The sequence below is a fragment of the Pseudomonas sp. RT4P38 genome (assembly GCF_054897765.1).
The window spans coordinates 2,079,801-2,097,498 of sequence record NZ_CM142703.1 but is presented as its reverse complement, the minus strand read 5'-3'; the positions used below and the strand labels follow the sequence as shown (position 1 = coordinate 2,097,498).

Annotated in this window: 17 protein-coding genes, 1 pseudogene and 1 riboswitch; of the genes and pseudogenes, 7 read left to right on the top strand and 11 right to left on the bottom strand. The window is 60.3% G+C overall.

Features of this window, described 5'->3' with window-relative positions:
* Positions 1–10 precede the first annotated feature (10 nt).
* Positions 11–622 carry a cob(I)yrinic acid a,c-diamide adenosyltransferase gene (cobO, locus tag ACYZT7_RS09725; RefSeq protein WP_462040840.1) on the bottom strand — a complete coding sequence of 204 codons (612 nt, stop codon included), beginning with the start codon at positions 620–622 and terminating at the stop codon, positions 11–13.
* A gap of 81 nt (positions 623–703) precedes the next feature.
* Positions 704–938: riboswitch (cobalamin riboswitch) on the bottom strand.
* Positions 939–1,092: 154 nt separating this feature from the next.
* On the opposite strand from cobO, the gene ACYZT7_RS09720 reads away from it, so the two are divergent.
* Together ACYZT7_RS09720 and ACYZT7_RS09715 are read left to right on the top strand one after the other, a co-directional pair.
* The gene (locus ACYZT7_RS09720) at positions 1,093–1,677 is read left to right on the top strand and encodes a hypothetical protein (protein WP_449645672.1); all 585 of its coding nucleotides are present in this window, start codon (positions 1,093–1,095) and stop codon (positions 1,675–1,677) included.
* Between the two features lie 68 nt (positions 1,678–1,745).
* Positions 1,746–3,059: a PQQ-dependent sugar dehydrogenase gene (locus tag ACYZT7_RS09715; protein ID WP_462040839.1), complete on the top strand. Its 1,314-nt coding sequence runs from the start codon at positions 1,746–1,748 to the stop codon at positions 3,057–3,059.
* A gap of 119 nt (positions 3,060–3,178) precedes the next feature.
* Here ACYZT7_RS09715 and ACYZT7_RS09710 read toward each other — a convergent pair whose 3' ends face one another.
* The 7 genes from ACYZT7_RS09710 to ACYZT7_RS09680 form a co-directional block, all read right to left on the bottom strand.
* A complete protein-coding gene (locus tag ACYZT7_RS09710; RefSeq protein WP_449645670.1) occupies positions 3,179–3,832 on the bottom strand; it encodes an O-methyltransferase in 654 nt (217 codons plus the stop codon).
* 15 nt (positions 3,833–3,847) lie between these two features.
* Complete coding sequence (locus ACYZT7_RS09705; protein ID WP_123364619.1) at positions 3,848–4,384, bottom strand: C40 family peptidase; 537 nt, start codon at positions 4,382–4,384, stop codon at positions 3,848–3,850.
* 165 nt (positions 4,385–4,549) lie between these two features.
* Positions 4,550–5,200: a C40 family peptidase gene (locus ACYZT7_RS09700; RefSeq protein WP_449645669.1), complete on the bottom strand. Its 651-nt coding sequence runs from the start codon at positions 5,198–5,200 to the stop codon at positions 4,550–4,552.
* Positions 5,201–5,414: 214 nt separating this feature from the next.
* Entirely contained in the window at positions 5,415–6,119 is a 705-nt protein-coding gene (hda, locus tag ACYZT7_RS09695) for a DnaA regulatory inactivator Hda (RefSeq protein ID WP_008148645.1), read from the bottom strand.
* Positions 6,120–7,011: 892 nt separating this feature from the next.
* Entirely contained in the window at positions 7,012–8,316 is a 1,305-nt protein-coding gene (locus ACYZT7_RS09690; protein ID WP_462040829.1) for an IS4 family transposase, read from the bottom strand.
* Between the two features lie 273 nt (positions 8,317–8,589).
* The gene (locus tag ACYZT7_RS09685; protein WP_461965060.1) at positions 8,590–9,663 is read right to left on the bottom strand and encodes an AI-2E family transporter; all 1,074 of its coding nucleotides are present in this window, start codon (positions 9,661–9,663) and stop codon (positions 8,590–8,592) included.
* Between the two features lie 39 nt (positions 9,664–9,702).
* Positions 9,703–10,761: a DUF2066 domain-containing protein gene (locus ACYZT7_RS09680; protein WP_449645666.1), complete on the bottom strand. Its 1,059-nt coding sequence runs from the start codon at positions 10,759–10,761 to the stop codon at positions 9,703–9,705.
* A 382-nt stretch (positions 10,762–11,143) separates the two neighbouring features.
* Between ACYZT7_RS09680 and purM the strand changes: the two genes are divergently transcribed.
* Genes purM through ACYZT7_RS09665 form a run of 3 tightly spaced genes read left to right on the top strand, consistent with a single transcriptional unit; the run spans position 11,144 to position 13,586 of the window.
* Positions 11,144–12,202, top strand: a complete 1,059-nt coding sequence (gene purM / locus ACYZT7_RS09675) for a phosphoribosylformylglycinamidine cyclo-ligase (RefSeq protein ID WP_461973425.1) — start codon at positions 11,144–11,146, stop codon at positions 12,200–12,202.
* Between the two features lie 11 nt (positions 12,203–12,213).
* Positions 12,214–12,864: a phosphoribosylglycinamide formyltransferase gene (gene purN, locus ACYZT7_RS09670; RefSeq protein ID WP_462040838.1), complete on the top strand. Its 651-nt coding sequence runs from the start codon at positions 12,214–12,216 to the stop codon at positions 12,862–12,864.
* An 8-nt stretch (positions 12,865–12,872) separates the two neighbouring features.
* Positions 12,873–13,586 (top strand): DUF3108 domain-containing protein, encoded by a 714-nt coding sequence (locus tag ACYZT7_RS09665; RefSeq protein ID WP_102614662.1) that lies wholly within the window; start codon positions 12,873–12,875, stop codon positions 13,584–13,586.
* Between the two features lie 63 nt (positions 13,587–13,649).
* On the opposite strand, the gene ACYZT7_RS09660 is transcribed toward ACYZT7_RS09665, so the two are convergent.
* Positions 13,650–14,828, bottom strand: a complete 1,179-nt coding sequence (locus ACYZT7_RS09660) for a trans-sulfuration enzyme family protein (RefSeq protein WP_462040837.1) — start codon at positions 14,826–14,828, stop codon at positions 13,650–13,652.
* On the bottom strand, positions 14,825–16,201 hold the full coding sequence (locus ACYZT7_RS09655; RefSeq protein WP_462040836.1) for a pyridoxal-phosphate dependent enzyme: 1,377 nt from the start codon (positions 16,199–16,201) through the stop codon (positions 14,825–14,827). The genes ACYZT7_RS09660 and ACYZT7_RS09655 overlap by 4 nt, the downstream gene beginning before the upstream one ends.
* Positions 16,202–16,286: 85 nt before the next feature.
* Between ACYZT7_RS09655 and ACYZT7_RS09650 the strand changes: the two genes are divergently transcribed.
* A complete protein-coding gene (locus ACYZT7_RS09650) occupies positions 16,287–16,559 on the top strand; it encodes an OsmC family protein (protein ID WP_462040835.1) in 273 nt (90 codons plus the stop codon).
* Between the two features lie 60 nt (positions 16,560–16,619).
* Positions 16,620–17,507, top strand: a complete 888-nt coding sequence (locus tag ACYZT7_RS09645; RefSeq protein WP_462040834.1) for a pirin family protein — start codon at positions 16,620–16,622, stop codon at positions 17,505–17,507.
* A gap of 41 nt (positions 17,508–17,548) precedes the next feature.
* Here the strand turns inward: ACYZT7_RS09645 and ACYZT7_RS09640 are convergent.
* Positions 17,549–17,668 (bottom strand): annotated as a pseudogene (locus ACYZT7_RS09640) (dienelactone hydrolase family protein); the annotation flags it as partial.
* Between the last annotated feature and the right edge of the window lie 30 nt (positions 17,669–17,698).

The window sequence follows — 17,698 nt, the reverse complement described above, 5'->3', positions numbered from 1 at the left end:
AAAGTGCAGCTCACAACTCGACGCCTTTTTGCGCTTTGATCCCGGCCTGGAACGCATGTTTGATCACGCCCATTTCGGTGACCGTGTCGGCCAGTTCGATCATCTCCGGCTTGGCGCCGCGACCGGTGACCACCACGTGCTGCATCGGCGGACGGGTCTGCAAGTCGCTGAGCACTTGATCGAGATCCAGATAACCGTGCTTGAGCGCAATGTTCAACTCATCCAACACCACCAGGCCGATCGACGGATCACGCAGCAATTCGCGGGACACCGCCCAGGCGGCTTCAGCAGCGGCGATGTCACGCTGGCGATCCTGGGTTTCCCAGGTGAAGCCCTCGCCCATCACATGAAAACGCACCTGTTCCGGGAAGCGCCGGAAGAACAGTTCTTCGCCGGTGCTGTTGCGCCCCTTGATGAACTGCACCACGCCGCACTGCATGCCGTGGCCCATGGACCGGGCGAGCATGCCGAAGGCCGAACTGCTTTTGCCCTTGCCGTTGCCGGTCAGCACCAGCAGCAGGCCGCATTCATTCGGGGAATTGGCGATGCGTTCGTCGATCACGGCTTTTTTTCGCAGCATGCGCGCCAGATGACGTTCGTCACGATCGGGGGTATCAGTCATGGGGGAGCTCTCCGTTGAGGCTGGATAACGGCGGGCAGGCACAAGAATAGACGGCAAGAAGCCTGGCATCGCCCACCGTGATGCCGCTGGATGGATCAGGCCGGTCTCCGGGCTCATGAGCGGCGTGAAGCCTGACTGCGCGCCTTCCCATGTCGACACTCGACACAGTGGCTCAAGGCGCAGCCTTCACTCATTTACCGTTGCGGGGGCAGCGCCGGGATCATGGCTCTTCGTCGCTTGAAGAGAGTCACTCACCGGCTTCCCTGTTTCACTCAGTCGACCAAGGCCACAGAGCACCTGAAACAAGCCGCGAAGGTTAGAGGGTTGGGGATGGAGCGTCAATTGAAGACGGGCGGCCTGCGAGCGAATAACTGCCGTCGATCAATTATCTGACGCCAATCTTGTGCCACACTCTCAGCAGTGATATCAAAGAGCCACAATCTCACAACACAATAACAAGGGTGAGCCACATGCAAGGCATGATCATCAGCAATCCGAAGCTGGAATTCCTGCGCCCGGTGCTGGAACGCTGGTTTGACTGTATCGACCGCTACAACGCCGTGCGCGGCGATAACGACACGCCTTACTGGTTCGATGAAAAAGCCAACCTGAGCCTGCTGTCCGCCGCTGCGTGGATGGCGGAAATGGTGACGTTGCAACAAACGCCGACCCGTAAACAGACCGAAGAAGGCGAACGCAATGGCCGTGCCGATCTGTTTATCGCGACCCGCGAAGAACGCGCTTACCTTCAGGCGACCCAGCGCTGGCCACGCGTCAACAGCCTGAACCTGACTCAAGCATTGCAGGACATCACCAGCGATGCCAAACGCATCAGCTACGCCAGCGACCTGAAACTCGGCTGCCTGTTCGTCGCGCCACAAAAGGCTCAACAAAGCGCTACTCCGGAAGAACTCCAGGACATGGTCGACGACCTGCAAAAGGAACACACCTGCGCGGTGGCCTGGTATTTCCCCTACGCGTATCGCAAGTTGCGCAACGAAGCCGGCAACTATCACCCCGGCATTGCCGTGCTGTTCAAGGAAGCCCGCGGCTGACCGGTTGAACCATCGCGCACCTGTGCTTCTCTATTGATTAGGTCAATGCATTCATAGGGAAGATCAGCATGCGCAAGCCCCCGCTCGTTCTCGTCATCGTGCTCGCCGGAGGGCTTGCCGCCTGTGGTGAAACCGCCAGGCTGCAAGTCTCCGACGGCTTCGGCCCGTCACCCAAGCTGCCAGAACCGAACAAGACCCTGATTCCGACGGTAAACATCGCCCCGGCGATCGGCTGGCCGGACGGCACGAAACCCATCGCCGCGACAGGGACTCAGGTCGCGGCTTTTGCCGAAGGTCTCGATCACCCACGCTGGCTCTACGTGCTGCCCAACGGCGACGTGCTGGTGGCCGAAACCAACGCACCACCCAAACCCGATGACGGCAAAGGCGTTCGTGGCTGGGTCATGGGCAAAGTCATGGGCCGTGCCGGCGCCAAAGTACCGAGCCCGAATCGCATCACGCTGCTGCGGGACAAGGACCACGACGGCATCGCCGAAACCCGCACGGTGTTCCTGGAAAACCTCAACTCGCCCTTCGGCATGACCCTGGTCGGCAATGACCTGTACGTCGCCGACACGGACCGCTTGCTGCGCTTCCACTATGAAAACGGCGAGACGGCGATCAAGTCACAGCCGATGAAGGTGATCGACCTGCCAGGCGGTACGCTCAATCATCACTGGACCAAAAACGTCATCGCCAGCAAGGACGGCCGCAAGCTGTACGTCACGGTGGGCTCCAACAGCAACGTGGCCGAAAACGGCATGGACAAGGAAGAAGGTCGCGCGGCGATCTGGGAAGTGGATCGCGCCACCGGCAATCATCGAATCTTCGCCTCGGGGATTCGTAATCCAAACGGCCTGGCCTGGGAACCTCGGAGCGGCGCATTGTGGACAGCGGTCAACGAGCGCGACGAAATCGGCAGCGACCTGGTGCCGGACTACATCACGTCAGTGAAGGACGGCGGGTTCTACGGCTGGCCTTACAGTTATTACGGTCAGCACGTCGACATCCGCGTCGAGCCGCAAAACCCCGACCTCGTGGCCAAGGCCATTGCTCCGGACTACGCGGTCGGCCCGCATACCGCCTCGCTGGGCCTGACGTTCGCTGAAGGTAACACGCTGCCGGCGCAGTTCAAGGAAGGTGCATTCATCGGCCAGCATGGCTCGTGGAACCGTAAGCCGCACAGTGGCTACAAAGTGATTTTCGTACCGTTCAGCGCAGGGAAACCGATCGGGCAGCCGATTGATGTGCTCACCGGTTTCCTCAATGACGAGGAAAAAGCCATGGGCCGTCCGGTAGGCGTGGTGATTGATCAGCAGGGTGATTTGTTGGTGGCGGATGACGTGGGCAACAAGGTGTGGCGGGTTTCTGCCACTAAATAACTGCAACCCACATACCCTGTGGGAGCGAGCTTGCTCGCGATGAGGGCAATCCACTCAACATCGATGTCGCCTGACCCACCGCTATCGCGAGCAAGCTCGCTCCCACAGGGACCTAGGGTTTAGCGTTTGCGACAGAGCGTGAGCCCATCACCCAACGGCAACAACGACAGGTCGACACGCGAGTCATCCTTCAAGGCGCGATTGAGCGCCTGGATGGCTCGAGTGTCTTCGCTCTCGGGATTGTCCTCAAGTACCCGGCCGCTCCACAGCGTGTTATCGAACACCGCCAGACCGCCGACGCGCAGCAGACGTAATGCGTGCTCCAGATAGCGTGGGTAGTTGGCTTTATCGGCATCGATGAAGATCAGGTCGAATGGCACTTGCTGATCCAGCTGAGCCAGGGTTTCCAGCGCGGGCGCCAAGCGTAGGTCAATTCGTTCGGTTAACCCCGCCTCCTGCCAGTAACGGCGTGCGGTGGCATTGTAGTCGCCAGGAATGTCGCAGCAAATCAGCGAGCCGTCATCCGGCAATGCAGCCGCCATGCACAAGGCGCTGTAACCGGTGAAGGTGCCGACTTCCAGCAGACGCTTGGCGCCGGTGAGTTTCACCAGTAGCGCAAGAAACTGGCCCTGCTCCGGCGCCACTTGCCAGCGAGCCATGGGCAGCGCCTGGGTTTCGTCACGCAGACGCTTGAGCAGCGGCGTTTCGCGCAGAGAAACGTCGAGCAGGTATTGATACAGGGAATCGTCGAGATTGAGTGTGCGAGCGGTCATGACAACCTCTGCAATTTAGGGGTTGCGTGCCAAGTGCTCAGGTTGCAAGACGCGCTTGGCACTCAGATAGGCTTTCTGCCAGTAAGCTTTGGACAAGCTGTCGAGCTTCACCGTGCCGCCGGTGGCTGGCGCATGGACGAAGCGACCTTCACCGACGTAAATCCCGGCGTGGCTGACCTGAGAACCGCCATTGGTGGCGAAGAAGATCAGGTCACCAGTTTGCAGACCTTCCTTGCCCACACTGGCCGCCTGCATGCTGATCATCTCGCGCGTGGTACGCGGCAGAGAAATGCCGGCGACGTCACGGTAGACATAACCGATCAGTCCGCTGCAATCGAAACCCGAATCCGGCGTGTTGCCACCCCAACGATACGGCGTACCCACCAGGCCGAGCGCGCGGAACAATACGTCTTCTGCCTCAGGGGAGAATGCTTGGGAGGAACCGAAAACAATGGGCGCGCGAACCACTGGCGCAGGAGGCGGTGTACGGCTGGCGCAGGCGCTGAGCAGCGCTGCGAAGAACATGATTGCGAGGCGGGCCGACGTCGACATAGGCAGAACATCCTGATCTGGCTGCGGCTTTTTCTGCCGGGAGGACAGAAAAGAAAACCGCCTGCGCAGGACGCAGGCGGTTTGCCATCAATAATAGATCAGGATTCTAGCGGCTACGCGGCAAACTTCAAGTAAGACTTTAAGTTCACCTTACAAAATGTCCGCTTACTTGCGAGCCGTGACGATAGTCGGGGCTGCAGTTGGCGCCATTGCCAGTGCGCGCTTGGCTTCGATGAAGGTCTTGCTCCAGTAGCTGTCGCCCAGGCTATCGATCCGGACACCACCGCTGCGGCGGCTGCTGGAATGGATGAACTGGTTGTCACCCAGGTAGATCCCGGCGTGACTGACGCGGCCGCGACGGCCATTGGTGGCGAAAAACAGCAAGTCGCCAGGCTCCAGTTTGCTGCGCGAAACCAACGGAGCGTCCACGTTGATCATTTCGCGAGTGGAGCGTGGCAGGTTCAGGCCGGCTTCTTCACGAAACAGGTAACCGATGAAGCCACTGCAATCAAAGCCGGCTTCGGAGGTGCCGCCGAATCGGTAACGGGTACCGATCAGGGACATGCCGCGTTCGAGGATACTGTCGGCCAGAACCGGAAGCTGGTACGACTTGCCGCCGGCGAAGTCTGCCAATTCTTTTTCGGTGGCCGCCTCTTCCTGTTCAAGCGCTTGCTGATAAAGAACAGAAGATTGGGCGGTAACAGCATTTTTTGCCTGCTGTTGCTGCTCTTGCTGGGACACTGGAGAGTGAGCAGCGCAACCGAACAACAGGGTAACGAGTGCGAGGGGCACGAGGGGTGCAAAGCGATTTAGCATGGGCACGACCGTGGCTGATAGTTCTAAAGAAGGCGAGACTATGCCCACTATCAACCTCATTTGCAAATTCAATCGATCTTGATGTGACTTATCGGTTTCTCGTTTACATCTAAGCGCTTAAGCCCGTTTTAGACGTTCGCGCAGCCTGCAACCCTGTAGGGAAGCGCAATTGTTGACGCCTGAAATATGCCGTAACCCGCGACAGGCTTGGGTTTTACCAGCCTAACGTTTCTTTCAGAAAGGGGATCGTCAGCTTGCGCTGAGCTTGAAGGGAGGCCTGATCGAGGCGTTCAAGCAGCTCGAAAAGCGCGCTCATACTGCGCGTACCGCGGGTCAAAATGAAATGCCCGACTTCATCGGTCAAGTGCAGACCGCGACGAGATGCGCGCAATTGCAAGGCACGCAATTTGTCTTCGTCGGAGAGCGGACGCATCTGAAAGATCAACGCCAACGTCAGACGGGACTTGAGGTCCGCCAGCTTCACCGGCAGTTCGCGCGGGGACGTCGAAGCGGCGATCAGTAGGCGTCGACCGCTGTCACGCAGACGATTGAACAGATGGAACAGCGCCTCCTCCCAATCCGCCCGACCGGCTACCGCCTGCAAATCATCCAGGCAGACCAGTTCGTACTGTTCGAGGTTGTCGAGGATGGCGATGCCACGATCGAGCAGCTCGGCCAACGGCAAATACACCGCCGGCTCCCCCAGTTGTTCGAAGCGCAGGCAGGCCGCCTGCAACAGGTGCGTACGCCCTACCCCGTCCTTGCCCCAAAGATAAATCAGGCTTTCGGTCCAACCAGCGTCGGCTTCGCATAGCCGCTCGACATAGCCGAGTGCAGCGGCATTGGCGCCTGGGTAGTAATTGATAAAGGTAGCGTCATCACGCAGACGCACACCTAGGGGCAGCTGAATCGGTTTCATGCTGACTGAACAGTTCCAAAGGAACCGTTAGTGGCCTCTGTGTAAAGTTTGCGAAGTTTATACCCGTGAAGCTGGCCGCACAATGCGACAGACCACAAGCAAAATCAAAGGTTTGCGTTAACACACTGGTTTTATGACAGTTTCTTTGGCGGCGCATGTGACAGCCGCGCGAGGGATTCGGGTCAACCTGGCGATGAACCAGGCTGCCCGCGACGGGTGATCAGAGACCTTAGGTTGGGTACATATCCGTTTCTGCGGTCACGGCGGCTGGCGGTTTCGCTTTTACAGCGAGTCACTTTCGAAAAGCGCGAAAGTAACCAAAGCGCTTTTGCCCCTTTCGTTCGGTGCCTCGCCTAGGCTCGGCATGCCCTCACTCCGGCATTGCTCCGGGGGCCCGCCGCCATCGGCCATCCATGGCCGGGGGCGGCTACCGCGGCATCCTTGCCGCGGTGCCCCCTGCGCAACGCCTGCGTTCGGCCTCTGGGAAAGGGGCGGCAGATCTGAAGCCAAAGCAACAGCAACAGCAACAGCAACAGCAACAGCAACAGCAACAGCAAGATCAACAGCTTCGCGAGCAGGCTCGCTCCCACATAAAGCAGATCGACGTACACGTGCTTTTCACCACTCAACAGGCCGAGCGTTAGCTCGCCAGCAGCTTTTGATCTTGATGCACCGCCCCCTCGAGAGGCCGAGCGCAGGTTCTGCGCAGTGGGCAACCCGGCATGGATGCCGGGTTAGCCGCCCCCGGCCATGGATGGCCGATGGCGGCGGGCCCACGGAGCAGGACCGGAGCGAGGGCATGCCGAGCAATAGCGAGGCACCGAACGTCAGGGGCAAGAGCGCTTGGTTACTTGGCGCTCTTCCAAGTGACCCGCTGTAAAAGCCATCCCTTTCAAGGTCTTTTGACCTTGGCGGCCTTGAGCACCCTATCTGTCGACACGTGAGCATTCACTGCCTTGCCTTCCAGCCATTCCTTGGGTTTAGGCACCTTCGGACCTCGTTTGCTTTTGGCGACGGATTTGGGCGGGATGTTTTTAGCCAGCGCCAGCAAGTGCTGAGCCAGCCCTCCTGAGCGGATCGGGATGGCTAAGTGCTCTGGCGGCAAGGCGATCTGCAGGCCCTCGTAACCGCTGCGTACCTGTACCGTCAGGTGGAAGATCGATGCTTCCCAATCTTCAGGCTGGGTCTGGCGATGAGCCTGTTCGACGCTGCGCTTAAGCACGGACAAAACGTTATAAGCCAACACAGCGGACGCAAATCCAAGCAGGGCGGCCTTGGGGTTGCCCAGGCTTTCGATTTCACTGTCCAGCACCGATTCCAGGCGCTGGAACATCCCTTCGATACTCCAGCGACGACGATACAAATCGGCGATTTGCTCAGCGGTGATGGTGTCGGGCAAGTTGCTCCAGAACAACAGCATGGTGTCGCCTGATTCGGTAGCTTTTTGCAGGTTCAGTTCAACACGCCGCCACTGACGTCCGCCTTTCACTTCGATGGTTTGCTCGCGCACGCTTCCCGCCTCGACCGCGACAGGTTCTTGCCAGTCGCTTTCCTGAAGCAGGCGCGGATGCTTACTCGGCTCACGAATAATGAAAGAAGCGCCAGCGTCTTCGCAGGCCTCCATGACCGGGAGCGTGCAATAGAGCCGATCAGCCATCCACAACTGGCCCCTACTGGCGTTTTCCAGCAACGGCAGCACGCCGACGCGCTCACTGGCATAAGCATCTTCACAGGGCTGAAGATCGACGACCTGGTCCAGATCAGGGTCGTAAACCACGACCGAAAAACCAGGCCGGGCGGCGCCTCGTTCACGGCGCAACGCGCCCAGACGTTTTTCGCTGGAAGGCAGGTGGTTGCCGTCAACCACCCGCAGTTGCCAGCCAGGCAAAATGGCCGAGCAGCCCAATTCTTCAATCGTCGGAGCCAGGCGTTGCGCACTGCCGACTACCAACGCACGCAGCAGCGCGGGCTCCGTGCGGCTGACCTTGTCATAAAGCGCCGCCAAGCTGACGGGAAGATCTTCCATCTGCCGCGCCGCGGCATGTAGCGAGGGTCGCAAACCCAGTGAAACGAGGGACATCAGCTCAATAATGGTCGAAAACAAAAGCTCGCGCGGGTACTGGCGCTGACGATGTTCTTCGAACACCTGATCAACCCACTCTGCCGCAACGGCCTGCTCCAAAACCAATTTGGCCATGACACTGGCCGGCGCTTTTTTCTCGAACCGCGCTAAAACTTCTGCCCACATCGTCTCGCCGTCCTGACTGGAGTTTTGAGGATTTTATCAAAGACCTTGAAAGGGATGGCTGTAAAAGCGGAACCATAGGCGGCCGTGACCGCAGCAACGGATATGTACACGATCAACAAAAGCCAAGTCGGTCGGCCGCCTCGCTTTTGCGCTTGATCCACCGCCCCCTCGCTACGCAAGTGTGTGCCTGGAAACCCCGAGCTTAAGTGAACAGCATTACCCTTAAAGCTCGGGCTCATCAACACCGCTGTACATACCAGAATCTTTATACAAATCATGCACGTGGCGCACCAACACCATGATCACCGCCGCCACTGGCAGCGCCAGCAGCACACCGGTAAAACCGAACAGCTCACCCCCTGCCAGAATCGCGAAGATCACCGCCACCGGGTGCAGACCAATCCGGTCCCCCACCAGCAATGGCGTCAGCACCATGCCTTCCAGCGCCTGCCCGACCATGAACACCGCGACGATACCGATCATGGGATACAGATCGCCACCAAACTGGAACAACCCGGCTATCAAGGCCGCGCCAATTCCGATGACAAACCCCATGTACGGCACGATCGCCGCCAGGCCGGCAATCAAACCGATCAACAGCCCCAATTCCAGCCCCACCAGCATCAGGCCCGCCGCGTAGATGACGCCCAACGCCACCATCACCAGCAACTGTCCGCGCACGAACGCACCCAACACCTCATGGCATTCACCCGCCAGGATCACAACGCGCTCTTCGCGATCACGGGGTAGCAGGCTGCGGATCTTGGCCATCATCAGGTCCCAGTCCCGCAGCAGATAGAAGGCCACCACCGGGATCAGCACCAGATTCGCCAGCAAGCCAATCAATGCAAGACCGGAAGCCGTTGCCTGACTCAGCACCACACCGACAATGTCGGTGGTCTGGCCCATGTGCTCGCTGATCGCAGCCTTGAGTTTGTCGAATTTCCAGAAGCCATCCGATAACCCGAACTTCGATTGCGCCCACGGCAGCGCGGTGTTCTGTAACCAATCGAGCATCTGCGGCGCCAGTTCGTACAAGCGAAACAGCTGCTTGGCGAGCATCGGCACCAACACCAGCAGCAATGTCGTGAAGATCAAGGTAATCAGCGCAAACACCGCCACCACGCCCCAGGTGCGAGACAGCCCGGCCTTCTCCAGCCGATCCACCAATGGATCGAACAGATAAGCCAACAGCAGCGCCACCAGAAACGGCGTCAGGATCGGATGCAACAGCCAGACAAACGCGCAGAGCAGGATTATCCCGCCCAACCAGAACCAACGCCGCGTATCGGCCATGTACAACTCCCTATGCATCTATATAAAGAAAGAAAACCGTTACCAACGGAATCGCAACTGCGGCACAGGTGCCGGCGTGGGCGCTACTACTGGCGCCGAACCCTCGGCCGGCTGAACCGGTGCGGCTGGCGCCGGCGCTTCACCGGCCGGAACCTCCTGCAACTTCGCCAGTGACAATTGCGCCTTCAACTGTTCGGCGCTGCCATTGACCCGATAGAGAATCCGGTCGCCGTCGACACTTTGCAGACGCGCACCAAACGGCTCCAGCAAGCGCCCAAGCGCCGCGTAACGCTCCAGATTCATGCCCTGCACTTCGAGCAATTGTTCGCCCGAAGCACCTGGCTTGACCACAAACCGAGGCGCCAGCCGTTGACTGACCGCCAGCATCACCGCATCAGCCACAGCAGCCTGATCCGCGCCCTGAACACTGCCCGCCTCCTTCTTGTCGCCCAGCCACAACTGCCACTTGGCCTGCCACTGGCCGCCCTCTTCACGGGCATGCACCGCGAGCAAAGCGTCAGCGTTGTAACGCTCCGATGCCCCGCGCAGTGGCGTTGCGTCCGCACCTTCCAGATTCGGTGCAGTGGCGACAATCTGCTCATTCAGATCGGCCAGCGGCAGGCGTAGCGGCAAACCACGGTGTTGTGCTGCTCGACGCAGCGGTGCAGCACTGGCCTGGCCATCGCCCACCAGGCTCGAACCCTCGGTGGAATCGTTCAACCACCAGCCGAGGATCGAAGGCCGGTTCGCCCCCCACAGAGACAGCCCGGCACGGCGCAACGCTTGCTCGGTGGTGGCCGGGTCGAAATCGACCTTCAGCACTTCCGGTGGGCCGGCGTCAAAGCCGTACTGACTGATGATCTGCTGCGGGTCCTTGCGCAGTGCCGCCAACCCCGGGCTTTGCGCAGCCTTGGGATCACCGGTCAGACGCAACACCAACGTATCCAGCGCTTGCTGGGTCGCCTGATCGCGCACCTCAGGGGATTGACCACTGACAGGCTGACGCACCTGATACAGGTTTTTGACGGTCTCGGCATGACTCGCCAGGCTGACCAATGACAAACAGCCCGCAAACAAATATCTAGAAAAAAAACGCATGGAGGATTCCTGACGACAAGAGCGGCTGGAACAGGCCGCGTGAACCATATTGAGCAAGGCTGTGACCACGCCCCCCAGCAAAACATTCACCCGACCCCGGTAAGTTTTTGCACTGTCGTAACGATAGACGGTTAATAGGGATACCTTATACAGCCATGAAGGAGGCGACCAACACGGGCAATAAAGGTTTTTTTAAGCCGATATGCCCCTGCCGTCGGCCTGAGGATGGCCGCTGCCCCTCAAGCCTGATAAAATCGCGCGCCTTCGCAGACCGGCAACAGCCGGGCACCCTGAAATATGCGCCTGGCAATCGCCTTCGTCAGTTTCGGTGGTCCCACTGGACTCGGTCGTTACCCCTGAATCCCCCCTAAAGGCCTGGATCATGAGCAAGCAACCCTCCCTGAGCTACAAGGACGCCGGTGTAGACATCGACGCCGGTGAAGCATTGGTCGAACGCATCAAGAGCGTCGCCAAGCGCACTGCGCGCCCGGAAGTCATGGGCGGCCTGGGCGGTTTCGGCGCCCTCTGCGAAATCCCGGCCGGCTACAAGCAGCCCGTGCTGGTTTCCGGCACCGACGGCGTCGGCACCAAGCTGCGTCTGGCGCTGAACCTGAACAAACACGACAGCATCGGCATCGACCTGGTTGCCATGTGCGTGAACGACCTGGTGGTCTGCGGCGCCGAGCCGCTGTTCTTCCTCGACTACTACGCTACCGGCAAACTCAACGTCGAAACCGCGACCCAAGTCGTGACCGGCATTGGCGCTGGCTGCGAACTGTCCGGCTGCTCCCTGGTCGGCGGCGAAACCGCTGAAATGCCAGGCATGTACGAAGGCGAAGACTACGACCTGGCCGGCTTCTGCGTCGGCGTCGTGGAAAAATCCGAAATCATCGACGGTTCGAAAGTCGCTGCCGGCGATGCCCTGCTCGCCCTGCCGTCTTCCGGCCCGCACTCCAACGGCTACTCGCTGATCCGCAAGATCATCGAAGTGTCCGGTGCCGACATCGAAAACATCCAACTCGACGGCCAACCACTGACCGACCTGCTGATGGCCCCGACCCGTATCTACGTGAAGCCGCTGCTCAAGCTGATCAAGGAAACCGGCGCCGTCAAAGCCATGGCCCACATCACCGGTGGTGGCCTGCTGGACAACATCCCGCGCGTTCTGCCAAAAGGCGCACAAGCGGTGGTTGACGTCGCGAGCTGGACCCGTCCTGCCGTGTTCGACTGGCTGCAAGAGAAAGGCAACGTTGACGAAAACGAAATGCACCGCGTGCTGAACTGCGGCGTCGGCATGGTCATCTGCGTCGCTCAAGAGCACGTTGAAACCGCCCTGAACGTCCTGCGCGAAGCCGGCGAGCAGCCTTGGGTGATCGGTCAGATTTCCACCGCTGCCGAAGGCGCGGCTCAGGTTGAACTGAAGAACCTCAAGGCACACTGATGCAAGAGCGGATGTCCCAGACCTGTGATGTGGTGGTGCTGTTGTCCGGCACCGGCAGTAACTTGCAGGCCTTGATCGACAGCACGCGGACCGGCGACAGCCCGGCCCGCATCGCTGCGGTGATTTCCAACCGCGCTGACGCCTACGGCCTGCAACGCGCCACGGACGCGGGTATCGACACCCGCACCCTGGATCACAAGGCTTTCGACGGCCGCGAGGCCTTCGATGCCGCGCTGATCGATCTGATCGACGCGTTCAACCCCAAACTCGTGGTACTGGCCGGCTTCATGCGCATTCTCAGCGCTGACTTCGTGCGCCACTACCAAGGTCGCCTGCTCAACATCCATCCCTCGCTGCTACCCAAATACAAAGGGTTACACACTCATCAGCGCGCGCTGGAAGCCGGCGACACGGAACACGGCTGCTCCGTGCACTTCGTCACCGAGGAACTCGATGGCGGACCACTGGTCGTACAGGCAGTAATACCGGTAGAGTTGCACGATTCGCCGCAGAGTCTGGCGCAGCGGGTCCACGTTCAGGAACACCTGATCTATCCGCTGGCCGTACGCTGGTTTGCCGAGGGTCGTTTATCACTCGGCGAGCAAGGTGCTTTACTGGATGGAAAGTTACTCGCGGCCAGCGGCCACTTGATTCGAACCTAGGAGACTTTATGCGTCGCGCCCTGCTCTTCGCTTGCGCTCTGCTCGCACTGCCTTTTGCGCAGGCTGCAGAACTTCAACCTTTCTCCGCCAGCTACACCGCTGACTGGAAGCAGCTGCCCATGAGCGGCACCGCTGAACGCAGCCTGACCAAGCAAGCCAATGGCGCCTGGAAGCTCAGCTTCAAAGCCTCAATGATGATCGCCAGCCTGACCGAAGAAAGCACCCTGACTTTGGACAAGGACACCTTGCTGCCGCAGTCCTACCACTTCGAACGTGGCGGCCTGGGTAAAGCCAAGAAGGCTGACCTGGATTTCGACTGGACCAACAAAATGGTCACCGGCACCGATCGCGGTGACCCGGTCAAGATCCCGCTCAACCGCGGCATGGTCGACAAATCCACTTATCAGCTGGCCCTGCAGCACGACGTGGCCGCTGGCAAGAAAAGCATGAGCTATCAAGTCGTCGACGATGGTGAAGTCGATACCTATGATTTCCGCGTGCTGGGTTCGGAAAAGGTCGACACCAAAGCTGGCCAGATCGAAGCAATCAAGGTCGAGCGCGTGCGCGACCCGACGCAAAGCAAGCGCATTACCGTCCTGTGGTTCGCCAAGGACTGGGATTACCTGCTGGTTCGTCTGCAACAGGTTGAAACCGACGGCAAGGAGTACAACATCATGCTCCTCGACGGCACGGTCAACGGCAAGGCTGTCAAAGGCAGCTGATCCGCCCCGACACCAAAATCCGGAATCCGATAAGGGTTCCGGATTTTTTTTGCCTGCTGAAACTCAGATCCGCGCCAGCGCCTGTGCCAGGTCGGCGCGCAGGTCTTCGACATCCTCGACCCCCACGGACAACCGCACCAACGCATCGCCGATGCCGAGTTGCGCACGAGTATCCGCAGGGATGCTGGCGTGGGTCATGATCGCCGGGTGCTCGATCAGGCTTTCCACCCCGCCCAGGCTCTCGGCCAAGGCGAAGATCCGCACACTCTCGAGGAAGCGCGTGGTACCGGCCAGGTCGCTGTTCAGGTCGAGGGATATCATCCCGCCGAAACCGCGCATCTGCCGCTGCGCCAGGTCGTGCTGCGGATGCGACGGCAAGCCCGGATAATAGACGCGCGCCACCTGCGGCTGACGCTCCAGCCATTGCGCCAGGTCCAGCGCGTTGTTGCAGTGGCGTTCCATGCGCAGCGCCAGGGTCTTCACGCCGCGCAGAGTGAGGAACGCGTCGAACGGCCCGGCGATCGCGCCGACTGCGTTTTGCAGGAAGCCCAGACGCTCCGCCAGGTCTGCGTTTTGTCCGACCACCGCGATGCCGCCGATCACGTCGGAGTGGCCATTCAGGTACTTGGTCGTCGAGTGCAGCACGATGTCGAAGCCCAGCTCCAGCGGGCGCTGTATCCAGGGGCTGGCAAAGGTGTTGTCGGCCACACAAATGATGCCTCGCTGGCGGCAGATGCGCGCGATGGCAACAAGGTCGGTGAGGCGCAGCAAAGGATTGCTCGGTGTCTCGACCATGACCATCCGCGTGTCGTCCTGCAGCGCCGCTTCGAAGGCCGACAAATCAGTCAGGTCGACAAAGCTGAAGCGATGCCCGGCGCTGCGCCGGCGCACTTTGTCGAACAGGCGGAAAGTACCGCCGTACAGGTCATTGCCGGAGACGATGTGCGAATCGGCATCGAGCAATTCGAGCACGGTGGAAATCGTCGCCAGCCCGGAGGCGAAGGCGAAGGCCTGGGTGCCGCCTTCGAGGTCCGCAACGCAACGCTCCAGCGCAAAGCGCGTCGGGTTGTGCGAGCGCCCGTAATCGAAGCCCTTGTGCACGCCAGGGCTCTGCTGCAAATAGGTGGAGTTGGCGTAAATCGGCGGCATCAGCGCCCCGGTTGAAGGGTCGGGCGTCTGCCCGGCATGGATCACACGGGTGGCGAAGGCACGTGGCACAGCGGTTTCATCGTGTTGACTCATGCAAGGGATCTCCGTAAGTGAATGAGCATGTCGACTCGAGTAATCAAGCCGTGGAAGCCCGAAGCGTCGGCGATGATCGCCACCAGCCCACGGTCGAGCTCCGCGCGTAGCTCAGCCAGACTGGCGCTTGGAGGCAAGGTTTGCAGCTTATCGGTCATCGCGCTGGACACGCTCATGCGAAAGTGCGAAGCATCTTCTTGCATGCCAAGCAGAATGTCGGACTCGTCGATCACGCCGACCAGCCGCTGCCCGCCCTCCAGCACCGGCAGTTGCGACACATCAGCCAGGCGCATGCGCTGGAAAGCGGTGAGCAGCGTGTCGTCCGGGCCCACGCTGATCACCCGGCCATCCTCGAAGCGCCGTGAGATCAGGTCGCGCAGATCACCGTAATGTTTGTACTGCAGCAGGCCCTGATCGTTCATCCACTGGTCGTTGTAGACCTTTGACAGGTAGCGCGTGCCAGTGTCGCAGACGAAGCTGACGACCCGCTTCGGCTCGGTTTGCTCGCGGCAGTAACGCAGCGCCGCCGCCAGCAGTGTGCCGGTCGAGGAACCGCCAAGAATACCTTCCGCACGCAGCAGTTGGCGGGCATGATCGAAGCTTTCCTCGTCGCTGATCGAATACGCGTGGCGCACGCTGGACAGGTCGGCAATCGACGGAATGAAGTCCTCGCCGATGCCCTCAACCGCCCACGAACCGGGTGTGCCGAGGGTGCCGCTGCGGCTGTATTCGGCCATCACCGAGCCAACCGGATCGGCGAGCACCATGGCCAGGTTCGGTTGCACGCGGCGAAAGAAGCGGGTCAGCCCGGTCAGCGTGCCTGCCGAACCGACGCCGACGACGATGGCGTCCAGATCATGCTGAGTCTGCGCCCAGATCTCCGGCGCAGTGCTGCATTCGTGGGCGAGCGGGTTGGCCGGGTTGTTGAACTGATCGGCGAAGAAGGCGTCGGGAATGTCCTGCGCCAGCCGCGCAGCAACGTCCTGGTAATAATCGGGATGACCCTTGCCGACATCGGAGCGGGTGATGTGCACCTCGGCGCCCATCGCCTTGAGGTGCAGGACCTTCTCGGTGGACATCTTGTCCGGCACCACCAACACCACCCGGTAACCCTTGGCACGGCCGACCAGCGCCAGGCCGAGGCCGGTGTTGCCGGCGGTGGCCTCGACGATGGTGCCACCGGGTCGCAGGCGGCCATCGCGCTCGGCGGCGTCAATCATCGCCAGGCCGATGCGATCCTTGATCGAACCGCCGGGGTTCTGCGATTCGAGCTTGAGAAATAGCGTGCACGGGCCGGTATCGAAGCGGCTGACGCGCACCAGCGGCGTATTGCCAATCAGTTCGAGTACGGCGGGACGGGAGTCAGTGGGCATGTCGTCACCTCGCTACGCAAATTAGCACTGGATGGACAGTAACCGGCGGTGAATCATCGCGCGCCAGTCACAGGCAAAGTCTCGCTTGGACCATAGGCCGGGATGGCGCCACCCGCAACTTGCGCAGCCAGCCGGTCGTGCCGAAGGTTTTCGTCACAGCGTCCAGATCGATGACCACGAACTCTTTGCCGACGTACCGAGATCTGCCGGCGGCGAAGGCTCGGCGCCCGAGCCACACGATTACTTCGACGCGGCGCTGGGTGCCTGCAAGGCCCTGACCCTGACGATGTACGCGAAGAAGAAAGGCACCGAGGTGAGTGTCGAAACCCATCTGTCCGAAGGCGCTTTCAGCCAATAGGGCAAGGGCTGTGCAGGCGGGTTATGCTCCACGCGTCACCCGCTTAGCCTGGAATGCCCCATGAACACTCCGCTCGTGATCCGCGCCCGCGCCGAAGATGTCGAAGGCCAGCCGATTCTTCGCCCGCTGCCGTCAGCCAAATGCCGCAGCGTCGGGCCTTTCGTGTTTTTTGACCACATGTTGCAAACCCGTTATCCGGCGGGTAAAGGCATGAACATCCGACAGCATCCGCACATTGGTCTGTCCACCCTCACCTACTTGTTCGAAGGGCAAATCCAGCACAAGGACAGCCTCGGCTCCGATCAAGTGGTGGAAGCCGGTGATGTCAGCTGGATGACTGCAGGCAGCGCGATTGCCCATGTCGAGCGCACGCCTGAGGCGTTGAAGGACAAGGGCTTCACGATGCACGGTTTACAGATTTGGCTGGCCTCACCGAAAGATAAAGAGCACGGCCCCGGACACTACAGTCACCATCCGGCGGCCACGCTGCCGGTCAGCGATAACCTTGGGGTGAAGATCCGGATGATTGCCGGGTCAGGCTTTTGCCTGGAATCACCGGTCCCGGTGCTTTCTCCGACGCTGTATGCCGAATTGAACCTGCAAACGGCGACAACGCTGCTGATTCCTACCGAGCATGAAGAGCGGGCGTTGTACGTGCTGGATGGCGAGGTGCAACTGGAGGGCGAGCTGATAGAACCGCATTCGCTGGTGGTGTTGCCGGTCGGGGAAGAGATGACGCTGTTCGCTGAAAGCGACTGTCATGCCGTATTGTTCGGCGGTGCCCCGCTGGATGGGCCACGGCGGATCAACTGGAATTTTGTGGCGAGTGATCCGGCGTTGATCGATGAGGCTCGTCGGCGCTGGGCGGCCGGGGATTGGCCGACGGTGCCGGGGGAAGTTGAGCGGATCGAACTGCCGAAACACCGAAGCCCGCCGACTCCCCTGTAACTGATCGTTCCCACGCTCCGCGTGAGGAACGATCACAGCAATCAGCCCTTGAACACTTCATCCAGCAAATTATGCATCGACGTCAACGCACGCCCCGCCGTCTTCGCGTCATACATCATCATGCCCGGCACGTTGGCATGCGGATCGGTGAAGGAATGCAAAAGACACCAGAATGAAAAAACCCGCCGAAG

Bases quoted from the DNA above. Each gene is read 5' to 3' on its own strand.
- ACYZT7_RS09710 (WP_449645670.1), bottom strand. From the start codon at position 3,832: ATGACCGCTCGCACACTCAATCTCGACGATTCCCTGTATCAATACCTG.
- ACYZT7_RS09655 (WP_462040836.1), bottom strand. From the start codon at position 16,201: ATGCCCACTGACTCCCGTCCCGCCGTACTCGAACTGATTGGCAATACG.
- ACYZT7_RS09660 (WP_462040837.1), bottom strand. From the start codon at position 14,828: ATGAGTCAACACGATGAAACCGCTGTGCCACGTGCCTTCGCCACCCGT.
- ACYZT7_RS09690 (WP_462040829.1), bottom strand. From the start codon at position 8,316: ATGGCCAAATTGGTTTTGGAGCAGGCCGTTGCGGCAGAGTGGGTTGAT.
- purN (WP_462040838.1), top strand. From the start codon at position 12,214: ATGTCCCAGACCTGTGATGTGGTGGTGCTGTTGTCCGGCACCGGCAGT.
- ACYZT7_RS09720 (WP_449645672.1), top strand. From the start codon at position 1,093: ATGCAAGGCATGATCATCAGCAATCCGAAGCTGGAATTCCTGCGCCCG.
- ACYZT7_RS09700 (WP_449645669.1), bottom strand. From the start codon at position 5,200: ATGCTAAATCGCTTTGCACCCCTCGTGCCCCTCGCACTCGTTACCCTG.
- ACYZT7_RS09645 (WP_462040834.1), top strand. From the start codon at position 16,620: ATGAACACTCCGCTCGTGATCCGCGCCCGCGCCGAAGATGTCGAAGGC.
- ACYZT7_RS09665 (WP_102614662.1), top strand. From the start codon at position 12,873: ATGCGTCGCGCCCTGCTCTTCGCTTGCGCTCTGCTCGCACTGCCTTTT.
- hda (WP_008148645.1), bottom strand. From the start codon at position 6,119: ATGAAACCGATTCAGCTGCCCCTAGGTGTGCGTCTGCGTGATGACGCT.
- ACYZT7_RS09715 (WP_462040839.1), top strand. From the start codon at position 1,746: ATGCGCAAGCCCCCGCTCGTTCTCGTCATCGTGCTCGCCGGAGGGCTT.
- ACYZT7_RS09685 (WP_461965060.1), bottom strand. From the start codon at position 9,663: ATGGCCGATACGCGGCGTTGGTTCTGGTTGGGCGGGATAATCCTGCTC.
- ACYZT7_RS09680 (WP_449645666.1), bottom strand. From the start codon at position 10,761: ATGCGTTTTTTTTCTAGATATTTGTTTGCGGGCTGTTTGTCATTGGTC.
- ACYZT7_RS09705 (WP_123364619.1), bottom strand. From the start codon at position 4,384: ATGTCGACGTCGGCCCGCCTCGCAATCATGTTCTTCGCAGCGCTGCTC.
- purM (WP_461973425.1), top strand. From the start codon at position 11,144: ATGAGCAAGCAACCCTCCCTGAGCTACAAGGACGCCGGTGTAGACATC.
- cobO (WP_462040840.1), bottom strand. From the start codon at position 622: ATGACTGATACCCCCGATCGTGACGAACGTCATCTGGCGCGCATGCTG.